The sequence below is a fragment of the Bradyrhizobium sp. LMG 9283 genome (genome assembly GCF_045571415.1).
In the GTDB taxonomy this organism is placed as follows: Bacteria; Pseudomonadota; Alphaproteobacteria; order Rhizobiales; family Xanthobacteraceae; genus Bradyrhizobium.
The window spans coordinates 1,867,511-1,892,130 of record NZ_CP120691.1 but is presented as its reverse complement, the minus strand read 5'-3'; the positions used below and the strand labels follow the sequence as shown (position 1 = coordinate 1,892,130).

The 24,620-nt window shown below is 58.1% G+C and carries 23 protein-coding genes; 10 read left to right on the top strand and 13 right to left on the bottom strand.

Annotation, left to right across the window (positions count from 1 at the left end):
• Positions 1 to 11 precede the first annotated feature (11 nt).
• The 4 genes from P6U29_RS08850 (at position 12) to P6U29_RS08835 (ending at position 4,578) form a co-directional block, all read left to right on the top strand.
• Positions 12 to 1,088: an acyltransferase family protein gene (locus P6U29_RS08850; RefSeq protein WP_407117232.1), complete on the top strand. Its 1,077-nt coding sequence runs from the start codon at positions 12 to 14 to the stop codon at positions 1,086 to 1,088.
• A gap of 78 nt (positions 1,089 to 1,166) precedes the next feature.
• A complete protein-coding gene (locus tag P6U29_RS08845; protein ID WP_407117231.1) occupies positions 1,167 to 2,246 on the top strand; it encodes a glycosyltransferase family 4 protein in 1,080 nt (359 codons plus the stop codon).
• 200 nt (positions 2,247 to 2,446) lie between these two features.
• Positions 2,447 to 3,559, top strand: coding sequence for a lipopolysaccharide biosynthesis protein (locus P6U29_RS08840; RefSeq protein WP_407117230.1), 1,113 nt, complete (start codon positions 2,447 to 2,449; stop codon positions 3,557 to 3,559).
• Positions 3,560 to 3,999: 440 nt separating this feature from the next.
• On the top strand, positions 4,000 to 4,578 hold the full coding sequence (locus P6U29_RS08835; RefSeq protein ID WP_407117229.1) for a glycosyltransferase: 579 nt from the start codon (positions 4,000 to 4,002) through the stop codon (positions 4,576 to 4,578).
• Positions 4,579 to 4,603: 25 nt separating this feature from the next.
• On the opposite strand, the gene P6U29_RS08830 is transcribed toward P6U29_RS08835, so the two are convergent.
• The 11 genes from P6U29_RS08830 to P6U29_RS08780 form a co-directional block, all read right to left on the bottom strand.
• On the bottom strand, positions 4,604 to 6,076 hold the full coding sequence (locus P6U29_RS08830) for a hypothetical protein (protein ID WP_407117228.1): 1,473 nt from the start codon (positions 6,074 to 6,076) through the stop codon (positions 4,604 to 4,606).
• 117 nt (positions 6,077 to 6,193) lie between these two features.
• Positions 6,194 to 7,660, bottom strand: coding sequence for a hypothetical protein (locus tag P6U29_RS08825; protein WP_407117227.1), 1,467 nt, complete (start codon positions 7,658 to 7,660; stop codon positions 6,194 to 6,196).
• Positions 7,661 to 7,688: 28 nt separating this feature from the next.
• Positions 7,689 to 8,591, bottom strand: coding sequence for a glycosyltransferase family 2 protein (locus P6U29_RS08820; protein ID WP_407117226.1), 903 nt, complete (start codon positions 8,589 to 8,591; stop codon positions 7,689 to 7,691).
• Positions 8,588 to 9,763: a glycosyltransferase gene (locus P6U29_RS08815; RefSeq protein ID WP_407117225.1), complete on the bottom strand. Its 1,176-nt coding sequence runs from the start codon at positions 9,761 to 9,763 to the stop codon at positions 8,588 to 8,590. Before P6U29_RS08815 ends, P6U29_RS08820 begins: the two co-directional genes overlap by 4 nt.
• Positions 9,764 to 9,769: 6 nt before the next feature.
• Positions 9,770 to 10,183 (bottom strand): hypothetical protein, encoded by a 414-nt coding sequence (locus P6U29_RS08810; protein WP_407117224.1) that lies wholly within the window; start codon positions 10,181 to 10,183, stop codon positions 9,770 to 9,772.
• A complete protein-coding gene (locus tag P6U29_RS08805) occupies positions 10,174 to 10,908 on the bottom strand; it encodes a hypothetical protein (RefSeq protein WP_407117223.1) in 735 nt (244 codons plus the stop codon). Before P6U29_RS08805 ends, P6U29_RS08810 begins: the two co-directional genes overlap by 10 nt.
• A gap of 10 nt (positions 10,909 to 10,918) precedes the next feature.
• The gene (locus P6U29_RS08800; RefSeq protein ID WP_407117222.1) at positions 10,919 to 13,183 is read right to left on the bottom strand and encodes a polysaccharide biosynthesis tyrosine autokinase; all 2,265 of its coding nucleotides are present in this window, start codon (positions 13,181 to 13,183) and stop codon (positions 10,919 to 10,921) included.
• Between the two features lie 272 nt (positions 13,184 to 13,455).
• Positions 13,456 to 14,076, bottom strand: a complete 621-nt coding sequence (locus tag P6U29_RS08795; RefSeq protein ID WP_407117221.1) for a hypothetical protein — start codon at positions 14,074 to 14,076, stop codon at positions 13,456 to 13,458.
• Positions 14,077 to 14,216: 140 nt separating this feature from the next.
• Complete coding sequence (locus P6U29_RS08790; protein WP_407117220.1) at positions 14,217 to 15,665, bottom strand: O-antigen ligase family protein; 1,449 nt, start codon at positions 15,663 to 15,665, stop codon at positions 14,217 to 14,219.
• A gap of 66 nt (positions 15,666 to 15,731) precedes the next feature.
• Positions 15,732 to 16,193: a hypothetical protein gene (locus P6U29_RS08785; protein ID WP_407117219.1), complete on the bottom strand. Its 462-nt coding sequence runs from the start codon at positions 16,191 to 16,193 to the stop codon at positions 15,732 to 15,734.
• 294 nt (positions 16,194 to 16,487) lie between these two features.
• On the bottom strand, positions 16,488 to 17,690 hold the full coding sequence (locus tag P6U29_RS08780; RefSeq protein WP_407117218.1) for a polysaccharide biosynthesis/export family protein: 1,203 nt from the start codon (positions 17,688 to 17,690) through the stop codon (positions 16,488 to 16,490).
• Positions 17,691 to 18,178: 488 nt separating this feature from the next.
• Between P6U29_RS08780 and P6U29_RS08775 the strand changes: the two genes are divergently transcribed.
• The 3 genes from P6U29_RS08775 (at position 18,179) to P6U29_RS08765 (ending at position 20,311) form a co-directional block, all read left to right on the top strand.
• Positions 18,179 to 18,541, top strand: coding sequence for a hypothetical protein (locus P6U29_RS08775; protein WP_407117217.1), 363 nt, complete (start codon positions 18,179 to 18,181; stop codon positions 18,539 to 18,541).
• A gap of 75 nt (positions 18,542 to 18,616) precedes the next feature.
• Positions 18,617 to 18,892, top strand: coding sequence for a hypothetical protein (locus tag P6U29_RS08770; RefSeq protein ID WP_128938180.1), 276 nt, complete (start codon positions 18,617 to 18,619; stop codon positions 18,890 to 18,892).
• 240 nt (positions 18,893 to 19,132) lie between these two features.
• Positions 19,133 to 20,311 (top strand): hypothetical protein, encoded by a 1,179-nt coding sequence (locus P6U29_RS08765; RefSeq protein ID WP_407117216.1) that lies wholly within the window; start codon positions 19,133 to 19,135, stop codon positions 20,309 to 20,311.
• A gap of 11 nt (positions 20,312 to 20,322) precedes the next feature.
• On the opposite strand, the gene P6U29_RS08760 is transcribed toward P6U29_RS08765, so the two are convergent.
• A complete protein-coding gene (locus P6U29_RS08760; RefSeq protein ID WP_407117215.1) occupies positions 20,323 to 20,949 on the bottom strand; it encodes a transglutaminase-like cysteine peptidase in 627 nt (208 codons plus the stop codon).
• Positions 20,950 to 21,143: 194 nt separating this feature from the next.
• Between P6U29_RS08760 and P6U29_RS08755 the strand changes: the two genes are divergently transcribed.
• Complete coding sequence (locus P6U29_RS08755) at positions 21,144 to 21,881, top strand: metallophosphoesterase family protein (protein WP_128935766.1); 738 nt, start codon at positions 21,144 to 21,146, stop codon at positions 21,879 to 21,881.
• 61 nt (positions 21,882 to 21,942) lie between these two features.
• Entirely contained in the window at positions 21,943 to 22,605 is a 663-nt protein-coding gene (locus P6U29_RS08750; RefSeq protein ID WP_407117214.1) for a hypothetical protein, read from the top strand.
• A gap of 1 nt (position 22,606) precedes the next feature.
• On the opposite strand, the gene P6U29_RS08745 is transcribed toward P6U29_RS08750, so the two are convergent.
• Entirely contained in the window at positions 22,607 to 23,104 is a 498-nt protein-coding gene (locus tag P6U29_RS08745) for a hypothetical protein (RefSeq protein ID WP_407117213.1), read from the bottom strand.
• Between the two features lie 376 nt (positions 23,105 to 23,480).
• Here P6U29_RS08745 and P6U29_RS08740 point away from each other — a divergent pair, with 376 nt between their 5' ends.
• Positions 23,481 to 23,858 carry a hypothetical protein gene (locus P6U29_RS08740; RefSeq protein ID WP_407117212.1) on the top strand — a complete coding sequence of 126 codons (378 nt, stop codon included), beginning with the start codon at positions 23,481 to 23,483 and terminating at the stop codon, positions 23,856 to 23,858.
• Positions 23,859 to 24,620 lie beyond the last annotated feature (762 nt).

Genomic DNA, 24,620 nt, shown 5'->3' with positions numbered 1-24,620 from the left:
CTCGCAACAGAATGTCCGCCAAGATTAGCCCGAAAGTTGTTTCGGCCCTGAACGTTGCCCGCGCAGTCGCAGCAACGTACGTTGTACTTCATCATCTCGCGAACCATCATGGCTGGTCTTCGCAAGGAATAGGGCTCCTATTTCGGTTCGGGCAAGAGGCCGTGCTCGTCTTCTTCCTATTAAGTGGATTTGTGATTTTCAGTAACGAACGAGACAGGGTGTCTTCGCCGCTTCCCTACTTTTGGCGCCGCATTCGGCGCATTTATCCGGCGCTATTAGCTGCCATGTTGGTGTCAACTGCGGTTGCCGCAGACAATGGCTCGCTTAGCCGCGAATTCCACGTCTCAGAACTGGCAGGGACTCTTCTTGGGCTACAAGACGTATCAACATTGAAGCCAGGCGTGATTGTTGATCCCTACTTGGGCAACGATCCCCTTTGGTCACTGTCCTATGAGCTGGCCTTCTATTTTGCCTTCCCCTTCGTGATGTGGCTTTGGAGGCGCCACTCCACCTTCGTGGAGCACGGAATAGGGTTTGTCAGTTGTGCCGCGTACGTTCTCTATGCTTTGGCTCCGAACCATTGGGCCCTCGTAACGTCGTACTTCTTGGTTTGGTGGTGCGGCGCAGCTGTCGCGGAAAGATACCAAAGGGGACTGAGAAGCTATCGATCGCTCGGTGCGCCGCTCTATTGGCTGGTGGCACTATGTGGGATAGCGGCCATAGTAGCAGTTTGGACGGGCCCAAAGAGCGTGGGAGTTTACCCCCTCTTACCGCTGAGACATTTTGCTGTTGCGCTGGCTCTCACGATTCTGTTGTTCAGCAGCAACGGTGAAAAATTTGCCAGGTTGTTGATGCCTGCAGCTGCGCTTGCGTCCTCAGTGGCCTCGATTTCCTATGGACTTTACGTGCTCCACTTTCCGCTGCTTATAGTCTGGCACCGAGCGCAAAGTATTGGAGGTATCCTGCTTGCACTGATCATACTGCTGGTTTGTGCGTACGTTGCTGATCTGAAAATGCTAGAGCTTGTCTCTAGACTCAGAGTTGGCAACTCGGCGAGTAGTCATGCTCGCTCAACTGCAACTGGATAAAAAGTGTCTCGTCCTGTGCACGAACGGAAGTCACATATCGTCTTTTGCGCGCTTGAAACCTACTCATTGATAGGCGGAATGCAGAACTTCAACCGGCGGGTCATTCGAAATCTAATTTCGCGTGCTCAAACGCGAAACGAAGCTCCGCCGCAGGTGAGAGTGCTGCGGGATCGCGATCGCATACCGATGGATTTGCTATCCTTTGTGCGGAGCCATCAGAATCGGATTGTCTACCTTGTGGCGAGCGCCTTCACCGCACGTCGTGCGCGCGTCTTCATTGTAGGACACATAAACCTGCTGCCGCTTGCCGCGTTCGTGCGATGTCTTCATTGGAAAACGCCGATACTGCTGTTTGTGCACGGAGATGAAGTCTGGAACGAGCCCGGTCGTCGACAGAAGCGTTGGTATGACCGCCTTTTCCTTCGCGCCGTTGATCGAATTGCGTCCGTAAGCTGCTATACTGCTGAGATCATGTCGCGGGAATTCCGTGTACACCCAGAGAAATTCAGTATTCTTCCGAATGCAGTCGATCTGATCGAGAGACCAACGAACGCTGCCCAGAAGGATGGGCTCGTCGTGCTAACCGTCTCCCGTCTCAGCCTAGGCGATCGTCCCAAAAACGTTGACCAGATGCTGAGAGCGATCGCTATATTGACGCGGAAATTGCCAAACGTTCGTTATGAGATCGTTGGCGACGGCGCGCTTCGGGGTGAATTGGAGCGACTGGCGCAAGAGCTAGGCATCACGGGCAACGTTGCATTTCTCGGACGCCTCAGTGAGGCAGAGCTTTCGCAAGCCTACGAACGGGCCTCTGTTTTTGCGATGCCGTCCTCTAAGGAAGGCTTTGGAATCGTTTACCTTGAAGCTTGGCTACGTTTCCTGCCAGTTCTCTGCAGTTCGTTCGGGGCATCCAAGGAAGTTGTATCGAACGGCTCTGATGGATTTGTCGTCGACCATCGAGAGCCGGAGGCCGTCGCAAATCTGCTTTACGAATTGCTGACCGATAGCAGACTAGCCCGAAGGTTTGGGGAAAATGGCAGAGCCAAGGTAGAGTCCAAGTATCTCAACAACTCCTTCCGAGCCAATCTTGACGTGATTATAGACGAAGTTCTCTCGCAAGGAGATGAGTATCGTTCGGCCGTGAAAAGCACCTCATGAATAGGACAGAAGCTGACTGGTCACGAAAGCGCCTTGCGCGGACGTTTGGAGCACAAATCTACAATCAGTTTGTCACTGTTGCAGTCCAATTGGCTCTTGTCCCCATTCTCTTGCACTTTTGGGGTACAGAACGGTACGGCGTTTGGCTTCTGTTATCCGCAGTGCCCAGCTACCTCGTATTTGCGGATTTTGGATTCACCTTGTCCGCGAAGAACGAACTGACCACGAGCATGGCCTCTGGCGAGCGTTCGAGAGCGATCTCTATATATCAGAGCACATTCGCTCTACTTAGTTTGGTCGTAGCCCTTGTTCTTGCGATTTTGCTCGCAGCTGTTTCTCCTTCGGGTCTGAATCGGGCGTTTACGCTCGGTGAGATCAGCGGAGAAAATGCAAAGTTGGTTTTGTTATTTTTGGCAGGTAACGTGCTGCTAAACCAATATCTGTTGCTATTCGCGGCCGGCTTGCGAGCCTGCGGCCGACCGGCAGAGGAAGTCATCTGGAATGCTTCGTCGAGGCTGGCTGAAGGCATTGCAACGGTTATTTCCGCTACTCAAAGCGACGATCTCTCGACCACAGCACTGGCTATATTGATGTGCCGCGGCTGCATTGCAGTTCTTCTCTGGGCTAGATTGTCAGCAGTTGCTCCTTGGCTTCAACTCGGATTTACCTATGTAAGTCTGTCAGAAGTTCGCCTTTTGGCGTCCCCATCATTTGCGTTCCTCGCTCAGTCATTTGCACAAGTTCTGCTTATTCAAGGGCCTGTAGTCCTGCTGGGCACCTTAGCCAGTCCGTTGGCCATTACCACGTTCTCGACATGCAGGACCCTTGTTCGACTTGGAACGACCGGTGCAAACTTGCTGAATGCCACGTTCATTCCGGAATACACACGCCTCTACGCTACTGACCGGCCGCTGCTATGGGCCACGTTCAGATGGCATTCACTTGCGACTACATTCATGGTCGCCGGTTACATTGCAGTTCTTTTATTCTTTGGAGAGTACATCCTCCGCCTGTGGACCAAAGACGCAGTACACACCGGTTATCCGTGGTTCTTCTTTATGGTTGTGGCGAGTTCATCCGAGATGATGTGGACGACTCTTGCGATGCCGATGTTGGCAATTAATAGGCACATCACGTTATCTTATGCGTACCTTTCGGTCAGCATTATCTGCCTGGGTGGGCTAGCGGTCGCACTGAAGAGCTTTGGCCTCGATGCCGTTGGCATGTCGTTGGTTACTGCGCATGGGGCGATGCTTGTCGTAGTCGCCCTCGATGTGCGACGCCAGTTCCGACAAGAGATCATTCGCAAATAATGAAAATACTTTATATCGGATCTAGCACAGGCACGTCGCTTCACCGATCGCTTGCAATGGCTCGCCTTGGGCACATTGTGACCAGCATCGATCCTCATCGCGCTGTTCCGGAAGCGTTGAGGAGGTGGGGCTTCAAGACGGGGTATTTAGGCTTAGCGAGCCCAATCTGCCGGTACGTTTATGACCGCGCCAAGGACGGCAAGTTTGACGTCGTGTGGGTTGATCACGGTGACCTTTGCAGCGCGTCGCTTATTCGAGCCTTGAAATCCCTTGGCGCGCCAATTGTGAACTACTGTCAGGACAATCCCTACGTTGCGCGAGACGGCTTTCGCTGGCGCTTATTCTTGCATGCGGTCCCAGAATACGACCTAGTAGTCACTCCTCGAGCCTCAAGCGGAGAAGCCGCATATGTCGCGGGGGCCCGTCGAGTTTTTCGAGTGATGTTTGCGGCGGACGAAATCGCCCATGTCCCCAGGACGCTGCCTGCTGCCGAGAGGGCTCATTTCGCTTCTCAAGTCAGTTTTGTGGGAACCTGGATGCCAGAACGAGGGTCATTCCTCCGGGATCTGATCGATAGAGGGGTACCTCTAACCATTTTCGGCCCAAGGTGGCATAAGGCTCCTGAATTCTCCGCGTTGAAAGGCCACGTGAGGTTGGGAACACTATCCTCCGAAGACTACGTCAAGGCCGTTCAGTGCACGTCGATTGCAATCGGCCTACTTTCGAAAGGCAACGAGGATCTCCATACGACCCGGTCGGTAGAGATCCCCTCGATCGGAACGTTGCTCTGCGCTGAAAGGACATCCGAACACCTCGCAATGTATAGGGAGGACGAGGAAGCAATCTTTTGGGAGAATGCGGAGGAATGCGCAAACAAGTGTCTGGACCTTCTTAAAGATCCGATACGGATAGCCAAGATCTCCAGAGCGGGGCAGGCGAGAGCATTGCTGAACCGCTATTTTAATGAAAACTTGGTCAGCTCCGTCCTGCGATATCTCGGAGAAGATAATCTATTATGACGATCCTGTACGCACAGCTGGTCACTCAGTCGGATTCTATGCGAATGCTAATCGAGTGATTCTTGCCAGCGAAGGACGGCACCTTTGCCGCGCTGGTCGTCGGAGAGTGCAGTACAGCCGTAACATTCCGTAGAGATACATTTGCGCTGTTCGCATCAAGAATACCTCCGATCGGAGCGACCTTCGGCCGTAACGCTTTGTCCTCGATCTCGATATCTTCCAGGAGAACATCTCGATACGGGCCTACTGGAAAGCGGATCGCAGGGTAGATGTCGTTCAAGAAGTATGAATCGTAAACGCCCTTGAGTCCCTGGATCACAAGACGTTCGCTCGGAAGAAGATCGAGAACTCCGTCCGGCCGATAAGAGGTGTAGTTCTTTACGCCAGAATCGACGGCGCTGATCTTGAGCGACAAAGCGTATCCGCTGCGGTTCGCTGCATCTTTGTCTCTCGCTTCGCCGACACGTTCGCCCCAGTCCTGTACATTCGAAATCTCCAAATTCGAGTTGCGGAGATCATTGCGCTTAGGCGCCGTGATATAGAACAGATGCGGCGGCGCAAACCATTTTCCTACACCTCCTACATTCTGGCCTTCTTCATCTTGGAGATCACCATAGCGGAATGATTTGATGCCTCGGAAGCGCGAGTTCTTCAAGCTTCCAAGCCAACCCATGTATGCGCCATCGAGCTCTAAATCTGATACCTCGATCTCGCTCGGTATAGCTGCAGAATTTGCGTCAACCGGGACCGCAGCAGTAATTACCTGATTGCTCTTGAACCCGACCGTACTAAGAAAGCACACCGGAACGAAGCGAGCGACATCAGCGTTTCTGGGCACGAAGATTTTCATGCCGCGAATTCTGATCAAGGTTGCACTTCCCAGGATGTAAAATACTGCCGACGTACCCGTTGGGCCAGGCCACGGGGAAGTAACAGAGCCGCGACTGCGGTCGAACAAAATACCTCTGTTTGATGTCAACCATGGCGTCAAAATCTTGTCGTGAAACGCTCCAGCGGGCTGATATTTTCCAGTCATTGGCACGAATGTGCCGCCTGCCACATACCCCTTCGTGTCCGGATCAACCGGGAGACGTCCAACATACTTGACGCGCCAATTGAGAAAATCAATTTGACTGCTGTTGGCAATAACCCATGTGGGAATCAGGACGTTGTCCGTAATGAATAGTCCTTCGGGACCAAATTGGACGCTCGTCCCGTCCTCTACAAAAATGGGTCGCGAAATATCATTACCGACATGGATATACACTGGGCAATCAACTACTAGCGCGAACGCGTGATTCTTTGCCTCGTTGAAGGCCGCCGCAACACCGTTTCGATCGTCCCGTTTACCATCGCATGTGGTCCAATCACGAATGCTTCGGCTGGTCCGAGCGTTTGGATCTAAGGCAAAAAGCTCATTCGGGAATGATATCGCCGCAAGCACGACAAGGCCAAGCAACAACTTCAGTGTTCGAGCAAAGCAGCCGAGCGAGTTCATGGCTGCGTGCCAAAGGTCGTTTGCTGGACGCGCAGTGTCCCGATCGCTTTTTTCGGGGCATCGACACTCGCGCCGCTTCTCTTAAAAGCGTTCTGCCGGTCAGTCACAGGCGCGGATCTATCCATGCCGTAACGCACCGGCCGAATTTCGGGACCGAAGATTCTGCAGCAGGATTAGCATAACGAAGAAAAACGGAACGCCGCGTGTCAATTCCGCTAAGAGAACCTCAGTTGTAGATTCGACGAATTCGTGCTGATAACTCGAAAAGAGGAATATACTCACCACTGAAACATTACGAAAACTCGCAATCCTGGAAAGAACGAACAACAGGGGCAGCATAAAAAGAAACGGGTAAACAAGCAGGCCTGGCAATCCAAAAGACGCGAAACCTTCCATCGCCAAGCTGTAGTTCAAAAACGCCGGGTGGCCAACCGGAAGCTGGCCAGTGTTCCAGGCAATGAAATCTCCAATGCCGTAGTTCATCGCTTTCTTATCAGGCCAGAGAAAGGACGGCGTGACCCGCTGCACACTCTCTTCAAGAATGCGCGTCCCTAGAGGAGCCCGTCCAGCCATTCCCGTGTAAGCCCAATCAACTAGCGCGACGAAGGACAGTCGGTTCAGCACGTTCGACCTGGAGCTAAGCCGGTAATAGTCATATCCTACTACTCTTTCTTGCTTAATGTTGGCCGCTGCGCTGTCGTTCTGACTGGATATGGATTCCAGAAATTCAAAATCGAGTGCAGCTCGTGTAGCCGTCGTTAGCGCTAGGTCAGCAAACTCCGCGATGGGCATATTCTCCTTCTTCGTCCTCAAGTACAGAGTGACAGGAGAGATCAAAAAACCAAACAAGGAGACAAAGATTGCGCCAACGATCAGGTGTCTTATCCTAATGGCCTGGCAGTAATATGCAGTCAGTACTACGCCCAGGAGGGCAGATAGTAGACCCTCGCGGTAATTTAGCACTAAGCCGATCAAGAACTCGAACGCGAGGGCGGCCAGGAGCCCGATCGTCAAAAAACCATCGCCTCCGAAACGTCGCGCACCATCCCTTGTCTGTATGATAAGACCTAACACCAATATTTTTGCGAGGACGGCGAACAGGACAAACAATCCAGTTCCTGCAGTCTGGGCCGAGGTCGGTTTCACAGCAGCTAACCCGACGTAAGCTGCGATCCCTAACCCAACCGCAATGTTCTTTGCTGAAAAGATGTCAGAGGATTGCTCGCCCAAAGAAACGATTGACGCGCCCCTATCAAATAACCGAACTACATAGATGACGAGCGTTTCCACCGAAAGAATGCAAAATGTTAGAAAGAAAGCCTCGAGTGGATAGACAAGATGCTCATCGAGCGGTTGTCCGTAAAACGTCTTGGCGACCAGAGGAAAGACAACATATCGCACACCCAACACCACGTTGAGCAAGCCGTACAGATCAAACCGGTAGATAAAAGCCGGCACAAAGCTGACTGCGATAGTAGCACCGCAAAGGGCCAGCACAGCAAAACTGCAGCCCATCGCGAGTTGCGCCACCATCAGCAGGATGACTAGCGCGACGAAAGCAACTGATATTTGGCTTCGTCTCATCAGGTCGAACGCACGCTCCGATCGATCTTCAGATTCTTAAGCCGTGGCGCTCTGCCATCATGACTTTGAACGCAGGCAGTCCGTTAGACCTAATGAAGTCAGTTGCTTCAAGTATTTTTGTATCGACGAGCAGTCTGTACCAGAGACCTTGCATCAAATGGAAGACCAAGCCCGCCCTTCCATCAAGAAAACCCAACCGCAAGAAATATCGATAGCAAAAATAGCAGATCGCTCGATAGATCACCGGCAGCCGCGAGTAAACATTCTTCTTCGCGGCCCTCTTTACCAGAGTCTGCGCAGAGAGCACCGAGGTCGACTCCTCGAAAAACTTGAACTCCGAGTTCAGAGCGTCAATCATCTCGCGGGTCGCATATCGATTGTGTTTATCGACCCAAAAGCCAAGCCCTTTGAGGTTGTCATCAATTAGAAGACCGGACAAATTCGCCGTTTTGCCTTCAAACAGAATAGTATGCTCGTCCATCCATCGATTTTCCACCGCCCCCTTATTTGTCCTCCAGATCTTCAGGACAAACTGAGGAGAAACGCCTCCTCCGAATCGTATCATTCTTCCGAGAAATGTTACTCTACGCTCAACGACAAACCCGTTAATTTCCATGCTTGCTGTAGGCAACTGGGAACGCATTTGCCCGGCTAGCTCTGCATCGATGTATTCGTCGGCATCGATACGCATGACCCAATCTGTGGCCACTGCGCAGTTTTCCAACGCCCAATTGAATTGAGCTGCGTAGTTCCTGAACGGATGAGTGTATACGTCCGCTCCGCACCGCTTTGCGATGTCCACGGTCTGATCGGTCGATCCTGAGTCAACGATCACGATCCGCTCAACGTTCGATTTGAGGCTTGCGATACAACGCCCAATATGGAGTTGCTCGTTGTGCGTCAGCACTATTGCGGTCACCGAAACCGTCATGTCGACAGCCTCCTGGCTATGCTCGAGCTGCCGGCCTCGTCCAAGATCGCCTGATATTCAAATTCTAGTTTTCCGGCAATGTTTGACCAGTCATAGTTCCGTCTGCAGAACTCTCGCGCGCGCTTCGATAATGTTTGGCGTCGTTCGGCGTTGACGAGTAGTTGATGCAGTGCAGTCTTAAGCTCGTCTATCTTTGTATCTACTACAATGCCTGCGTCGGCTGCGGCGATTTCCGGCCAACTATTCACCTGGTTTGATATCACTGACGGCGTGCCGCAAGCCAATGCTTCAAAAAGCGCGTTTGCAAAATTCTCCGAATATGAGGGCAAGACAAACACTTCAGCGTCGGCCAAAGCCTCGAACTTTTGGGGAGACCCAAGGAAACCAGTAACCGTGCAGTCAGCAAAGAGGCCGTGAGCTCCGATTAGCTCTTGGACCGCCGAGAGATGTCCGTCGTCGTTGCCAGCGATTACGAGATGGATGTCCGAGATTGTTTGTCTGAGCTGCGCAAATGCCGGTATTAGAAGCTCGAAGCCCTTCTTGTAGTTGATACGTCCGAGAAACAATATCAGTCTCTTGGATGCAGCCACTCCCAGTGTATTTCGGAATCGTCCTTTTTGCGCATGGCTTTCGATTTGCGCGATATTCAAACCGTTCGGAACGACGAAGCCCTTTCTTCCGTATGTCCGCGGCTGGGAAATCTTGCTTTCGATTTCGGTCGTGAAATGGAAGGCGGACGCATTTCGCAAGACCCGATTGTGAATAAGATGATCGAAAAGTGCCTTCTTTAGTGCTTTGCGGCGGAGGTGGTAGGGATCCAACGCTCCTGCCGGCCTGATGACGTAGGGCACACCAAACTTGTGCGCCAATTGAGCGGCTCGCACCGTCGAATGAAGGTACAATGCGTGAATGTGCACCAAATCCGCATTTGGCATAAGCGATTCAAGCACGCTCGACATTTCAGGGGCATAAGCGTAAGGCGCGAAAGTTTCCTTCAAAACTGTCACAGTAACATTTTGGAGCGATCCGACATCGGCAACGCCGCCCCGATCGGTCGTAATAAGATGTACCGTGTGGCCCCGGTCCGCCAACGCCTTCGACAGATTGATCGCCACGAAGGTGGGACCTCCATGCAATGGCGAAAGGGACGGAATGACCTGAAGAATATTCATCAAAATTTACTTCTGTATCATCGAGTAGCGAAAAAATTTCGCACCGCGCATGGTCCCAAGGATCGTATCGGCTCTCTTGTAGCCTTGAATCACAACATCATTGCAGCGATCCGAATTGAAATAGCAGACCTTTACGCGAATGATGCGCGGACAGTTGTTCTTAAGACTAACGACGTGATCAAGCATTTCGGGATTGACGGTGTGAGCCCGAGCAGCCGCCTCCACATCGAGACACGGACGCCCTAGTGCGTCTCGAATGACCGACGCTCCCGCTTGGTCAGCAGGGCCTTGCAAAGTGAGGCTGGAGGACGGCGCGGTGGTAGCCGTTTGAGCGCGAGCCGATGGTGAGAGTTCAACGCCAGCCAGAGCGGCGAACACCGAGCAGCAAACTAAAATGGCTAAGATCCGTTTCATTTCCACGGCCTATCTTCGGTTTCAATACCGGGCATCTTGATTTTCACGCCATCCCTCGAAAGCCGTTTAGCAAAGCTTTCCCGGGCGGTTGGGTCCGTCCCTGCCAGGCCCGCCACAAGGCGTTCGCGATGTACCCAGCCGACCGTCGTAAGATTCAACGCAGCATCCTCAATTAAGTCAGAGTCGACCAGGGCTGCGAATTCAGCAACAACGCGCTCCTGCGTTGAACCACCTAGCACTGGCAAGGCGGCCAAGGCCAGTCGATTCCGCCGAAGCGAGATCCACCCCTCATAAGGTCCGATCGTGTAGGATTGCATAAGATAGCTGCCGCGATCAGTATCAAAGCCGTTGCGGGTCATCTCGATCGAGTAGAGAAGAAGCCAGAGAAATGAATCATTAGGGCTAGTCGAAAGTGAAGCCCGAAGCTTGCTCTCAGCCTTTTCGACTTCACGATCGGCCTCATCGGGACTCCTCTGCTTTATCGCTTCTTCAGCCTTCTGCAGCCTGATTAGAGCCTCGGCGTGCAGGAGTTCCGACTGCACGATGGGCGGCACAAAATCATCCGTAATACGCGAGAGCGCGTCGGAGAGAACGCCGGGCCCGAAGCGCTGGTCCTCCATAATACGTGCCGCGATGGCGCGTGCCGGCGTTGTTAGCCGAAAGGACGGTAGTACGGCTAGTGACCACAGCATTCCGCCTGCGCCAAGCAGCAGCAGCACACCCCGAAGCATGAGCTTCCCGCTATTCTACGTATCCATAGCGCGCGTAATACTTCTGGTAGTAATAGCGGCCGTGATATGACTCGTATCGGGCAAGTGCCTTTGTGTCGGCCTTGTTCAGGACCACGCCAAGCAGCTTATCCTGGATCTCGGGAGAGCCGCGCAGATTGTGCCTAACGACATCGATCTTGGTCCTGCCCCACTCCACCACGAAAACGTAGGAATCGACGAAAGACGAGGTGACGCGCACGTCGACCACCGGTGCCATCGGCGGCATGTCCAGCACCACGTAATCGAACTTCGAACGAAGCTGCGTTACTAGCGCGTACATCGCCTTTGACGCTAGGATCTCGTTGGTGTGCAACAGCTTCGAGGTGGTGCCCGCCGGCAGGATCGAGAGCTTGGTCTCGCGATCGACGATCAGCACGTCCTCAAGCTGCGCCTTCTGTGCCACGACGTCGACTAGGCCAATCTTCGCATCGGGCACCAGCGCCCGCGACAAGGAGGGATTTCGCAAATCAGCATCGACGAGGATGACACGAGCGCCGCCATGCGCCATGAGCTGGGCGAGGTTGGTCGAGAGCGTGCTCTTGCCCTCGTTAGGTAGCGTCGAGGTGGTCGCGAGCACGCGGTTCTCGCGCACGATCGAGTTCAGATCGACCGCAACCTTCACCGACCTCACGGCTTCCGAGAAACGCGAAAGCGGGTTGTTGACGACATAGCGCAGCAGATCGGGCTCGGGGTTGTTCTTCTTCATGGCGAGCTTGCCCGCCAGCACCTTCTCGCTAAGCGCCGCGGCCGAGCCGCCGAGCGCCGGTAGGATCGCGATACAGTTGGCGCCGAGCTGCTGCTCGACTTGACCCGTGGTGCGGAACACCTTGTCGGTGAACTCGCGCGACAGGGCCGCGCCGAAGGCCAGTATGAGGCCACCGCATAGGCTGGCGGCTAGGACGAGCAGCGACTTCGGAGAACTCTTCTTGAGCGGCGTGGTGGCCGCGCTGATTACGCGCGCCTCGGTGATCGGGAAGGACTGCTGCTGCACGCTTTCCATGTAGCGCTGCAGGAAATTGTCGTACATCGCCTGGTAGGACTGTGCGTTGCTCTCGAGCTCGCGGAGCTGCACCTGCGCCTGGTTGGTGAGCTGCGATTCCGACACGACATTGGCGAGGCTCGACTTGATCGCCTCCTCGCGCGTCACTGCGATGTCGTAATCGCTCTTGTAGGATTCCTGGATGCGCCTGAGCTCGTCCTGGATGTTCTTCTTGATCTCCGCCATCTGACTGCGCAGATTGACCGCGGCGAGATGGTCGCGTCCGTATTTGGACGACCAGATCGACTCCTTCGAAGCCATGTCGACATATTGCGCACGCAGTTTGACGATGGTGTCGTTCTTCAGCGCGTCAGCTACGTTCGCGTCCGGAACATCCTGCTTCTGGATATCGTTCATGCGGTCCAGCCGCGCCTTCGCTTCGGCGGTGGCCGCATGCGCCATGATAAGCTGGCTGTTCACCTCGGCGAGCTGCTGCTCGTTCATCAGCCGGCCGCCGGTATCGACGATGTTGTTGGACGTCTTGAAATCAACCACCGCCCGTTGCGCGGCGGAGGCCTGGGTGCGCAGCTCCTTGATGCGGTCCTGCAGCCAGACGCTGGCTCGGCGAGTGGCTTGGTACTTCGCCTCGAGCTGGTCGACGATATAGGCGTCCGCGATCGCATTGGCGATCTTCGCCGCCTTCGCCGGGTCCTTCGAGGTGTAGCCGATCTCCATGACATAGGTGAGGCCGAGCCGTTTGACGGTGCGGCTCTTCTCAAAACGCTCCAGCGCCTTGCGGGTAAGCTCGAATTCGGACGAGGCGTGTCTGTCGGAGAACAGGCCGCCGACGAAGCCGAGGATCGAGCCAAGCACGCCGCCTCCGGAGCCGGAGAACTCGGGGTCCTCGATCAAATGTAGATCGCGGATCACGGCGAGGCTGATGTTCTCGGATTTCAGGATCTCGACCTGGGTTTCCACCGTCGCGGAATCGATCGCGATGTCGCCGAGTACGGATTGCTGCTGGAACAGCTGCACCTTGCGGGTGTCGATCACCATCGAGGCGGTGGAGGTAAACAGCGGCGCGGCGGTGAAGAGATAGAGCAGCGCCAGGATCACGCAGGCCGAGACAATCGCGACCATGGTCGGGAACTGGCGGCGGACGATCTCGACATAGGAGGTGAGCGTCTGGGCCGGAGAGCTTTCAACCTCGTCGTAGTCGCGGTTGATCTCCGACGACGGCTTATTCACCTGCAGCATTGTGCAATTCCTGAAATCGTCCAGCGAACGGTTCTGGAGGATGGGATTGGGATGAGAAAGTCACGCGAGCAAAAGCACTCGAAAAGAACCGGCAGTTGAGGGCGAATATAACACGCGGCGAAACGCGGCTGAACTCAATTGATGCAGCGCAACGGTGTGCGCACATTATAATTTGTGTGGAAGCTTAACGGTCGAAACGCGAAACGGCGCCGTGAAGCGCCGTTCCGTCGTTGGTCGGTCCAGCCGGACCGCTCCTTGAAGCTCGTCTGCGCTCAGCGGCGCTGGCTGACGGCGTTGGTGGTGCCGCTGACGCCGGCACTCGCGTTCGGCGTGATCGTCGTCGCGTAGTGCAGGCCGCCGAAGGTGCCGAGGCTGCCGCCCGGTCCGCCGTTGGCGAAGCCGCCCGATCCGGTCGGGCCGCCTGCGCCGGTGCCGCCGCCACCCGCGCCGCCGCCGGTCGCGGCGATCTGGACGTCGCCGGTCGCGGCCTGGTAGGCGGCGATCACGTCCTGGTTGCCGGTGCCGGCGATCGCGGTCTGGATCTCATTGGCGAAAGCCGGATCGCTCTGCGCAGCCATGCGGGCGACCTGGGCGAGGCCGCCGACGATGGCGCGCATCTGGTCCTTGGTCGTCGCGGGATCCTTCAGAAGCGCGATCAGGCCGGGAAGCGTGGTCGGATCGGAGGCGCCGAGGTCGCGCACGCGCGAGATCAGCTGCGGGCCGCCGGTCGGATATTGCTGCAGCAGGCTGTTCGGGGAAGCCTTGAAATCGGAAATAACGGTGGCCGGCAGCTGGCGCTGCGGCGGGTAAACGGCGGCGCTGGCGGCCGTGGTGATCGTCGCGGCGAAGGCCGCGGCGGCAGCCATGCGAAGCGCGATTCTGATAACGCTCATAAATCAACCTCCAAAAAATCAGCTGCCCCGATTTGCTTCCTCGGCCCGGGCAAATGGCTGTGCAGTGCGGAACCTAGCCGAAGAGACATGAGCTGTCCACTTATTCTAAAGACTTCGTAAACGGCGCAACTGCTTCAAATCTAGACACTTTTATGAAGCTCGGGCAGCGCGCGCGGGGCCGGAGGCGCGGTTGCGATACGGCCCTCACCTCGCCGCCTGGTGGCGCCCACGTCCGGTTGCGGTCGGCCCTCCTGGCTGCGGAATGATTGCGACAGGCCCGCGCCAAAAAGCGCAAAGAACGGAATGCTGTAGCCGGGCACCTGGAGCGTGAAGTCCAGACACGAGTGCAGCAGCGAGAGCGTCGCGGTGGCTGCCGCGGCCAGCGGGATGATGGCATCGCGCCGGCGTCCGAACACGCCCCTGGCCAGGACGAGCAGCATGATGGCCCAGCCGAGCGCCACCAACAGCGCCATGGGAATGCCTACCTCGGAGGCAAGCTCCAGCGGCGTCGAATGCGCGGCATCCCAGACGCCGCGAATCGAAATGTTGGGGCTGCGATAGGGTGGGAAGGCCCATTGGAAGGTGCCCATGCCGGTGCCGAACCACGGATTGTCGGCGATGATCCGCAGCGTCGATTTCCAGGCCTCGACGCGGCCCTCGTCGACCAGGCCCTGGCTGTCGAAGCGGCTGGAGACGCGGCCGCCGAGCAGCTGCAAGAGGCCGAGCGCGACGGCAAGCCCAGAGCCGAGCGAGATCCAGATGCCGGTGCGCGGCGGCAGGTCTTTCCGGAGGAAGACCGTGAACGAGACGATCATCGCGAGCAGCGACAGGCCGACGCCGGCGCGCGAGGTCGTCATGAACATCGCCATCAGGCAGATCAAGAGACAGGTGAGCTGCGGCAGGATTTCTTTCGGCGGAACCGCGAGCAGATCGAGCGACAGACGCCGCCATTCGATATGCCGCTCCGGCAGACGGCGGCGGACGTCCTCCAGGATCAAGAGCATCCAGATCACCGCGCAGGAGCCGAAATAGGCCGCCGCCGTGTTGCGGTTGATGAAGGTGCCGGTGACGCTGCCGAGATAGGCCGTCTTGTCCCGCCACAGGATCATGGTGGGCTCGATCAGGAACGAGAGCACGCCGTAGAGCGCGTAGGCCGCGCCCGAGATCGCGATCACCCACAGCAAGCGGCGCGCGCGCATCCGATCGGCGCCGATGGTGATGCCGAGCACGATGGCGAGGATGTTGGCGAGCGGCGCGCCGAGCGCGAAGAACGCCTCGTTCTTCACGATCGATGCGGACGGGGCGATCGGCACGCCAAGCAGATCCGAGGCCTGCTTCCAGATCGGCTGGAACGGCGCGACCCAGGGATGATCGGACAGCTGCTCGTGCAGCACGAAGGCGTAACCGGCGACGATCAAGGCGATGGCTGCGAGCAGCGCTAGATGCGGCGCCCGCAGATCGCGCGTCGGCGCGAAGATCACCGCGATACCGAGACACAGGCACCAGAACGCGATCGATAGATCATTGGTCGAGCCGAACGGAAACGGCGCGCCGGCGGCCACGAAGAACAGGATAAGGGTCGCGGGCAAGCTCCACGACCAGCGAATCTCGGGAAGCCAAAGGCGCATCGTCGTTCTTGCAAGCTTTGCTTGAGCTTAGAGGAAGCAATCGATCGGATAGATCTTCAGATCCACGTTGAGGCGGCTGTTCCGGCTCTGCGCCCGGAATGCATAGAATACCCCAAAGCCATCATTCCCCTGATCGAGTTTTATTCCGGGAGTTAATTCGTCGGGCGGGACCAGAAGGCCGATGTGCCGGTTGATGGCGGAGATCTCGATTCGCCCTTCGCCTTCCGCAAAATGCCCGCCGAGCTGGGTCACGGTGACCTTGGGCAGGCCGCGGCGCTGATGGCAGACCTCCTCCTCCCAGAGCTTGGTCTGTTGGACCAGGGGCTTGCCCGGCCCGTCAGGCACGACGATATCGGGGAAGGACGGCCGCAGCATCCCGAAGAACTTGCTCTCCTTGGAGTTCGCCGAGAGGCGGACGGTGAACGACAGCTCGCCCTTGGCTCCCTTGAGGCGCGACAAGATCGGAGCGTCAGGTTCGGCAAGAACCATGACGTCGATTCGGTGGCGGACGCCCAGCTCTGCGGCAGCGCCCAGAGCCGTCCCGACCGGTGCAAGCCCGAGCGCGACTGGGACCAGAGCCAGAAGACGGCAAAATGTTCGAAAGCGCATGAAGCCCCTTGCAATGCTGCGGGATGACCGATGACCCGCGCGCCGTGCTCACTGGCGTCTTGATCCAAATCCCGAACGCCTAGCCGCAGCAGAACCGCTTCGATTGCTAAACGAAAATGGCACCGGGACAAAGCCCCGGTGCCATCGATCGTGGTGGATCAGGTTGGCCCCGTCTTACGGCGCCAGCTTGACGTTGTTGCGGAAGATCAGGGCGTCGTTGGAGAGGTTCACAGCATCGCTGCCGGTCGCCATGATCACGCGCAGGTAGTTCAGGAACTTGGCAACTTCGACGTTGCGCGAGTTCGAAACGTAGATGATGTCCTGGTTCTTCATCATGACCTTGGTGGCGAGGAAGAAGCCACCCGGATCGCGGAAATTGACCGCGAAGATGACCGGGATCGTCTCTGACGTGTACTTGCTCACGTCGATGCCGAGCTGGGCGGCAACCTCGCGCGGCTCGCGACGGTAGAGATACACGGCAGCCGGATCGGCCTGGCCATCCAAGAGACCTCCGGCCTTGCCGACGGCTTCGCCGAGGTTGATGCGCCAGGCATCGAAGTTGAACTCGCCGCTCTGGCCGCTGGCGCCGAACGCCAGGAACTTCTGCTGCTCGCGATAGACATAGATGCTGTCGTCGGGGCGAACATAGATGTTGTTCTCAGGCGTCATCACGAGATTTTCGAACGGCACGGTAGCCCGCCGTCCGCCACGCTCCAGCATCACCCAGGTCTCAAAGCCCTGACCCTTGATACCGCCGGCGCGGGTGATCGCATCGAGCACGCGATCCTTCGCACCCGCCGCGCTCGCCGGATAACGCGCCGGCGAGTTGACTTCGCCGAGCACGCTGATGAGCTGGGTCCGCTGCGAGGACATCGCAACCACAACCTGCGGCTCGATGGCGCGGTTGGATATCTTTTCAACGATCGCTCGCTGAATCTGAACCGCTGTGAGGCCCGCCGCCTTGACCTGACCGGCATAGGGCACGGTGATGAAGCCGTCATTGTCGACCGATTGATCCGGGATCGTCACGAAGTTACCCGGACGGACGCCGGCTTCCGCCGGGATGAACAGACCACCGGCGGCAGCTTCGAAGATGGTAACGCTGACGACGTCGCCGATGCCGAACACGATGCTGGCCGGCGGCCGCTTGTCCGTGAAGGCCCCCGCGAGCCCCTTGGGCTCATGGGTGTGCAGAATCTTCACCGTAGCGGGATTGATCGGCACCAGCTCATAGGCCGGCGCATTTTCGGTCTGGATCTTATTGTTGACGTCATCCGTCAGCGGGCCCGAACCTGGATTGGTTGAACACGCTCCGAGCGCTAGAGCGGCCGCCAGAAATACCGGCTTGAATACATAAGTTTTGGCAAAGGAATGCATGAATCGCGCCCCAAGAGACCCCAATTACCGTCGATTGGTACGGCTGCGCGGGCGGTGCGACAAGGGTTCCCTAGTGGTTAATGGTGCGATCAGTCGGCTACTGTTGCGTGCGAGCCACTCTTTGGGGCTTAGTTTAACCCTTTGTGACCATTTGTTGTATTTCGTGTGCCCGGTTGGCGGGCAATCCGCCCAAGTCAAGGACTCGATGTGTCGAGTGCGCGGCTTCTTGGGCTCGCGTCCGTCTGCTAAGGCTGGGTCCAGCAAGATTAGGAATCCTCGTGTCCGGCCTCCTTCTGATCCCGTTACTGGCAGGTTCCCTCTTTGGCGCAGCTGATCGCTCATGGCGCCCTCAGATCTCCTGCCTTGGAAGCCCGGGGGCACCCTGTCACGGCGCACCCGTCGTTGCGGTGGCCGCCCCTGCCCCTTCTTCCGTCTGGAAATTCACCCGGACCCAAGGGGCCAAGGACGGCGAGAGCTTCGCTGCGATCATGAAGACGGCGGACACGACCCAATCCGACCCGGACTTCGCTGGCCTGATCGTCCGGTGCGCACCGAAAGGCAAGATTGATGTGCTGGTGGCCTTGATCCGGCCCTTCCCGCCGCGGAGCCATCCCAAGGTCACGATCGCCGCGAGCGGCGGCGGCACGCTGACGTTCGAGGCCAGCATGGCGGCCGCAGGCGCTGCCGTGCTCCTGCCCGACGAGGTCTCCGCCTTTGCCGCCGGCAAGTGGCAGACGACGCCCTCGCTGTCCGTGGTCGTGAGGGAGAGCGACAGCGAGATCAAGGGTACGGTAGCCCTGAACGGGCTGCGGGAGGCGTACAATTCATTGCAGGCAAATTGCAGCCAATAGGCCAAATTTAGCCATACAACTTAAGGGTCTTTTTAGGGGGGGAACCTAGGGTCCGGAGCACGGAGAGTGTTTCGGATGACCGCGTTTTTGATTTTCAGCTTTCTCGTAGGTGCCGTGCTGGGCCAACGCTTTCGCGTCCTGGTGCTCCTGCCGTTGACCTTCGTCATGGTGCTCGCCGCCATTCCGGTCGGCTTGATGGTCGATCTCACCGTGGTTGAGAGCCTGAAAGACGTGGTGTTCGCCGCCATCGCCCTCCAGGGCGGCTACCTCTTTGGGTCAGGAGCGCGCTTTGGCCTTGCTGCCGCGCGTACCACCCGCGTATTCGCCCGCCCCGTCAAAACTGTCCGCTGACGACGCCCGATTGACGCTGCGATGAACCTTTCGCGAGCGCGCGAAAGGTGAAGACCGAGCTGTTGTCATGACAGAGCTCTGTTTGAAAACCCACCGCCCGCTTGTATGGTGACCTGACCGTTTCAGGATTCCCTTCGAGCGCGCCGTTTGTCCTTCGCTTATTTTGCCCTCATCGTTTCAATCGTCTCAGCTTCTGCTCTCGAAATTGCCGGCGCCAGGGTCGGTGCGCAGCTCGGGACGATGGCCGCAGCGCTGAGCTTGCTGGCGGCCGCTTCGGCCGCGCGGAAGGCCGACTACGACCACTATGTGCGCGCGGCCGCCTGGGGCCGGTGGATCCTGCTCGCCATTCCGCTGTGCATCGCGGCCCAACTCGTCCCTCTTCCGCTGAGCTGGGCGCATCCGATCTGGGCCAGCGCTCACGACGTCCTCGGTGGCCTGTCGCTCGGGCCGATCACGGCCGATACCGGCTTGACGGTGAATGCGCTGCTGCTGGCACTCGCGGCGATCTCGTTGCTCGGCGTCACCATCCTGGTGGTCCGCAACCGCGGCCGTGCCGAGCTGGTTCTCTTCGTGCTCAGCGGAGTGACCGCGGTCTCCGCCTTGACCTTGGACTTGCATCGGCTGTCGCCGGCCGTTGCGGCAGCCGCGCCCTCTGACTTCACCGCGACTTTGGCCGGCTTCGGGCTCATGCTCAATTTAGCGGTCATGCAGCTCGCTGCTGAACGGGCCGAAACGCATCACTCGGTCCTGCGCTCGATCGCGATCGGCCTTTGCGGCCTTGTCGGGACCCTGGTCTGCGCAGCCGCGATCTTTGAGCTTTCCGGTACGAACTGCGCCATCGCAGCGGCCTTTGGCGTTGTGCTGATCCTGCTGATCCTCGTCATCCGGAGGCTCGACCTCTCGCCGTTGGCCGCGGGTGCATTGTCGGCAGCAGCTCTGATCGGCGCGACCATCATCCTGACCTTCCTCTTCGAGAAGAGCTCTGGGCCGATCCTGATGCGGCTCATCCCGGATGCGGGAAGCGAGACGAAGGCTGCCCTCGAGCGGATGTTGGCCGACACACGCTGGTTCGGCGCGGGGGCAGGAAGCTTTTCGGCCGTCGCGAAGATCTATCAGAGCGACGCTGGCACGACTTTGGCCGCGCCCTCGGCGGCCATCGCCGTCTTTGCGGATACGGGATGGATCGGTTTGACCGCCATGATGGCACTAAGCCTGATCGCTCTGGTGCGCCTGTTCTTCGGCGCGCTCCAGCGCGGACGCGACTCGTTCTTCCCAGCGGCGACCGCGGCCTGCGTTCTCTTTGCACTCGTCCAGAGCTTCGCCGGTCCGGGACTGCTGCGTCCCGCAGCCATCCTGTGTCTTTCGGTGATCGTGGGACTGGGGCTGTCGCAGAGCGTCAGTCAATCCTCATCACGATAGAGCGCGGGTGATCAGACCGCGCGATCGCCGAGCGACGCCCAGTAGTTCGGGTTCTTGGGCGACTGAATGCGGACCCAGCGATAGGGCTTCTTCGACCACGGCACGATGTGGCCGGAGAGATTGTCCAGCACGAGATCGCCGGAGAAGGTCCGCACCACGACCACGAGATGATGCTCGCCCCAGGTGGTCACGACTTCGCTGAGCAGCACCGAGCGGGCCGGAAAGCCCTTGGCGATCAAATCGTGGCGTTTTGTCACAGCATAGTCGTTGCAATCGCCGCTCGCCGGATGCAGCAGCCACTTCTCGCCGCGCAGCCCTTCGAGGTTGGGCTCCGGACGGATCGCGGTATTGACCCGCTGGTTGACCTCTTGCATCTGCGCCATGCGCTCGGCCGTAAGCTTCAGGCGTCCGCCCCGGAAGACGATCTGCTGCGGTCGCGGTTTGCACTCATCCTTGTACTTCAGGCAGAAGATGGTGAACGCCATCGGCGCCAGCGTGGGCTGGTCGAACTTGATGTACTGGATGGCACCGCGCAGCCCCATTGGCGCGCCGACAAAGGCGGCTTCCGCGCTCCGCTGCATCCCCGCAGCAACGACGATGGCGGCGACGGCCGCCAGGAACTTTACAACTTTGCGCATGTCGCGCTCCCCGTTCTTGTTGGGAAAGACGCTACGCGAGACCTCTTGAAATACGGCTCAAAGGCAGCGCGATGCTTTAATCAAAATGCGGGCGCGTTGGTTGCAAACAATTAAGAATACCGATGTGTGACTTGTTCTGCTAAGAGCGGGCACGACGTTCCGCTCGCGACGCCAAAAGCGATTCGACCGACCTGATGGGCCTTTCCAGCCGCTTTCGCAAGAAGACCAAGCCTCGGCTTCCCGACGGCGTTCGCGTCTATGCGATCGGCGACGTGCATGGCCGCGCCGATTTGCTTCAATCGCTGTTAACCGTGATCGACGCCGATCTTGCCCGCTCGGCTCCCCAACGCGCCATTCAGGTCTTTCTCGGCGACTATGTCGACCGCGGCCCGGACTCGCGCGCCGTTCTTGATCTCTTGATCGCCCGCTCGAAATCACACGAGACGGTCTGCCTCAAGGGTAACCACGAAGTCTTCCTGCTCGAGGTCCTCAAGGACCCCGCCCGCCTGCAGGAGTGGCGCCACTATGGCGGCCTCCTGACGCTGGTCTCCTATGGCATCAGGCCAACCATGAATCCGTCTGCGGAGCAGCAGGTCGAGCTGATCGAGGAATTGAAGCGCGCGCTCCCGCCCGAGCATCTCGCCTTCCTCCAGCAATTGCCTTCCTCCTTCACCTGCGGCGATTTCTTTTTCGTTCACGCCGGCGTCAAGCCGGGCATCGCGCTCGATCGCCAAAAGGATGAGGATCTGCTCTGGATCCGCGAGGAATTCCTGGCTTCCGAGGAGCGCTTCGGCAAATATATCGTTCACGGCCACACGCCGGTCAGCGCGCCCGATATTCGACCAAACCGCATCAATATCGACACCGGCGCCTACGCGACGGGAAACTTGACGCTGCTAACGATCCAAGGCGATAGTCTGCTCGCAATTTGAGGGCGCCGGCTGAACATCAATCCCGTCGTCGGCTCACCCGCACAGGCCTCGTCAATTCCCCATGACCCGCATCAACCTGCTTCGCGTCATCGGCATCTGCACCGCGATCGTGCTGGCGCTTCACGCCGGCATGGCGTTCTATGGCGATCTGATCCGACCGAACTTTCGCGCCAGCGACTTGTTCTCGGGCGAGATTCCGCCCGACAAGGCCAAGTTGGCAGCCGCCGGCGGTCTGGCCTCCTTTTCATGGGATGGCGATCTGCTGGCGAATTATGCGGCAGCGATGGCCGCTGACATTCTGCACCGCCCGTCGCTCGACGCAGGCCGAAGGGCCAGCGAAAACAAGACGGTCCAGGCCGCGGTCATCGCTGCCTTGAAAGTCTCACCGATCCGACCCGCGCTCTGGCTCACTCTCGGCACGCTACAGGCGCGGGCCGGCGAGGCCGTCACGCCGGCGGTGAAGATGTCCTACCTGACCGGGTCGGTGCCGATCGACGTTGCCTTCTCTCGCGTCCAGACCGTGACCTCGGGCGCCGCTGCAACCGACGAAGAGGTCAAGCTGCTGGCGCAATCCGACATCCGGTCAGCGCTGGCCAATCGCTCGCGTTACGAACCCCTGCTGATCGCGGCCTATGTGCAGGCAACTCCGCAAGGCAAGTCGCTGCTGCTCGAGACGACGAAACTGACCGATCCCAAATTCAACGAGATCTTGCGGCGGTACTAACTCAGCGCACCGATTTCGGGTTGACCGGCACAAAGTCCTGTTCGCGGCGCGGTTGGTCGGATCGCCCCTGGTAGACGAACATGCCCTTCTTGGTCGCGACGATGTCGCCTCGTTGCAGGCTGTCGTCGCGCAGGAGACGTTCGGTCGCAACAAGGTCCGGATCTTCGGGAATCGGCTTGTAGAGCTCTGGATGCTCTCGCCGCTCGCGCGAGACCTCCTTGGCCCGGCGCCGCGCGTCCTCGATCCGCTGTCGCCATTCATCGCGCGTGACTTCCGGCTCGCTTGGTGGAAGATAGTCGTTGAGCGAGGGCTCCGGTTCGGTCTGAGCGAGAGACAAGGACGGACTGGCGAGAGACAAGGACGGACTGGCGAGACCAAGGCCGAATGCACCGACAATGGTTATGACCGCCCGAGACAGCTTCCCAAATCGCTTTTCACAGTGGCCACGTCGACCCGTTCGCACGCTGATGACTCCAGGCAGAACGACAAGGTCGACCATTGGCCAATTTCCTCATCTCCAGTTTTTCAGTCTATACCTTTGCCGATTGCAAGAAAGCCAATTCGCGGGGCAACCTTTCCACTTAGCTCGCGGGATTTCAGCACATGGGGGCCTTCGGGGCCGTCCTATCAAAAAATTGAAAAACAACCCCATGCACAGTAGCCGGCACCAGTCGGATCAATGGGTTGCGCCTTTTCCGAAATTCGGGTTGACTCGTCGGGCAAAACAGGGGCAGGATGGCATGATCCGGAAAGAGGCCGACGGATGATTGATGTATCTGAGATCCGCGTCATTTGTTCGGGGGCAAACGCTCTGTTCTAAGACCTGGTTAGGTCATTGCTGTTAACTTCGGCACGCGCTGGTGGAGTTGCCGAGAATGCGTGCAAGACCGTTATTGCTGTTAAGTATTGCCGTCGCGGCTTCCTTCATGTCTGGCCTGACGGCGCACGCCAGTCCCGTCTGCATCAAGGCGCGAACGCCGTTTGCCTTGTCGGAGGATACGGTGAGGTGGACGATGTCGATCGCGCCTGGGGCGGACTGCATCCAGGGCCTGCGTTTGTCGTATATGCAGATCTTCAACGTCTCAGTCGTGAGCGGACCATCATGGGGACAATTGGCAGTGGTCGGGTCCGGCTTCCGCTATTCGGCAGGAACCGAAACGCCTGGCACCGACAAGTTCACGCTGCTGATCTCGGGCAGCAATCGCCATCATCGCGGGACATCGACCCTGGAGGTCGAGGTAAATCCGCAATAGCTTGTCTCACGACGCCACCGAAAGGAGGCTGGCGCGGCTAATAACGACTCGACCCACTGCCCCGGGTTCTGTTCCCGTGATAGGGGCGGGCGTGTCCGCCCCTCGTCACCGGGGGCTCGATTCGGCTCGGAATATTTGGCGTCGCCGTGGAGGGCGACGGCTGCGACGGATTGACGATGATCACGTTGCGATTGGGCGTCGACGGATCGCTGACGCCCTGGGCCGAGGCGCCGGCAGGCACGACAAGCGCGAATGTGATCAAGACTAATCGTTTCATGAGCGACATCTCCCAAGCAAGAACGTCAGGGAGACGAACAGTGTTCCTTCACGGTTGCTTGCGTTGCCTTCACCGAGGCACGGCAATCAGCTTGCCATCCCGCCAGACGCCTTGGGCCGCCCTTCCGGCAGGAAGGCTCCCAGTCACATTTCGGACAGCGGTAGGCCGCGATGCGGCCTGGGTGGTCTGCGCCTTTTTCGTAGGCGTTGTGATGATGCTGGAGCTGGTGGTATTGGCCTGATCCTTGACCCCTTGCGCCGAAGCGGGCTGAACCAGGAAGGCCAAAAACGTAATTGCTGTCAAAATGCCGCGCATCATCAAACACCGGAAAGAGGAGCTGGGCGAAATGTCACAGGTTTTTGCCCAAAAGCAAGCTCTTCGAGACGATCGCGGCGGACCTTTGAAGGATCCATCGGAGCGATCCACCGCGGCCGAGGGATCCGGGGTGAAAAAGCCTAGCGAAACAACTGTATCCGGGGTAGTTG

What these genes read in the sequence shown, in the direction of transcription:
- P6U29_RS08850 (WP_407117232.1), top strand. Translation starts at nt 12, where the DNA reads ATGTCCGCCAAGATTAGCCCGAAAGTTGTTTCGGCCCTGAACGTTGCC.
- P6U29_RS08845 (WP_407117231.1), top strand. Translation starts at nt 1,167, where the DNA reads ATGCAGAACTTCAACCGGCGGGTCATTCGAAATCTAATTTCGCGTGCT.
- P6U29_RS08835 (WP_407117229.1), top strand. Translation starts at nt 4,000, where the DNA reads ATGTTTGCGGCGGACGAAATCGCCCATGTCCCCAGGACGCTGCCTGCT.
- P6U29_RS08830 (WP_407117228.1), bottom strand. Translation starts at nt 6,076, where the DNA reads ATGAACTCGCTCGGCTGCTTTGCTCGAACACTGAAGTTGTTGCTTGGC.
- P6U29_RS08825 (WP_407117227.1), bottom strand. Translation starts at nt 7,660, where the DNA reads ATGAGACGAAGCCAAATATCAGTTGCTTTCGTCGCGCTAGTCATCCTG.
- P6U29_RS08820 (WP_407117226.1), bottom strand. Translation starts at nt 8,591, where the DNA reads ATGACGGTTTCGGTGACCGCAATAGTGCTGACGCACAACGAGCAACTC.
- P6U29_RS08815 (WP_407117225.1), bottom strand. Translation starts at nt 9,763, where the DNA reads ATGAATATTCTTCAGGTCATTCCGTCCCTTTCGCCATTGCATGGAGGT.
- P6U29_RS08805 (WP_407117223.1), bottom strand. Translation starts at nt 10,908, where the DNA reads ATGCTTCGGGGTGTGCTGCTGCTGCTTGGCGCAGGCGGAATGCTGTGG.
- P6U29_RS08800 (WP_407117222.1), bottom strand. Translation starts at nt 13,183, where the DNA reads ATGCTGCAGGTGAATAAGCCGTCGTCGGAGATCAACCGCGACTACGAC.
- P6U29_RS08795 (WP_407117221.1), bottom strand. Translation starts at nt 14,076, where the DNA reads ATGAGCGTTATCAGAATCGCGCTTCGCATGGCTGCCGCCGCGGCCTTC.
- P6U29_RS08785 (WP_407117219.1), bottom strand. Translation starts at nt 16,193, where the DNA reads ATGGTTCTTGCCGAACCTGACGCTCCGATCTTGTCGCGCCTCAAGGGA.
- P6U29_RS08780 (WP_407117218.1), bottom strand. Translation starts at nt 17,690, where the DNA reads ATGCATTCCTTTGCCAAAACTTATGTATTCAAGCCGGTATTTCTGGCG.
- P6U29_RS08775 (WP_407117217.1), top strand. Translation starts at nt 18,179, where the DNA reads ATGAAGACGGCGGACACGACCCAATCCGACCCGGACTTCGCTGGCCTG.
- P6U29_RS08770 (WP_128938180.1), top strand. Translation starts at nt 18,617, where the DNA reads ATGACCGCGTTTTTGATTTTCAGCTTTCTCGTAGGTGCCGTGCTGGGC.
- P6U29_RS08765 (WP_407117216.1), top strand. Translation starts at nt 19,133, where the DNA reads ATGGCCGCAGCGCTGAGCTTGCTGGCGGCCGCTTCGGCCGCGCGGAAG.
- P6U29_RS08760 (WP_407117215.1), bottom strand. Translation starts at nt 20,949, where the DNA reads ATGCGCAAAGTTGTAAAGTTCCTGGCGGCCGTCGCCGCCATCGTCGTT.
- P6U29_RS08755 (WP_128935766.1), top strand. Translation starts at nt 21,144, where the DNA reads ATGGGCCTTTCCAGCCGCTTTCGCAAGAAGACCAAGCCTCGGCTTCCC.
- P6U29_RS08750 (WP_407117214.1), top strand. Translation starts at nt 21,943, where the DNA reads ATGACCCGCATCAACCTGCTTCGCGTCATCGGCATCTGCACCGCGATC.
- P6U29_RS08745 (WP_407117213.1), bottom strand. Translation starts at nt 23,104, where the DNA reads ATGGTCGACCTTGTCGTTCTGCCTGGAGTCATCAGCGTGCGAACGGGT.
- P6U29_RS08740 (WP_407117212.1), top strand. Translation starts at nt 23,481, where the DNA reads ATGCGTGCAAGACCGTTATTGCTGTTAAGTATTGCCGTCGCGGCTTCC.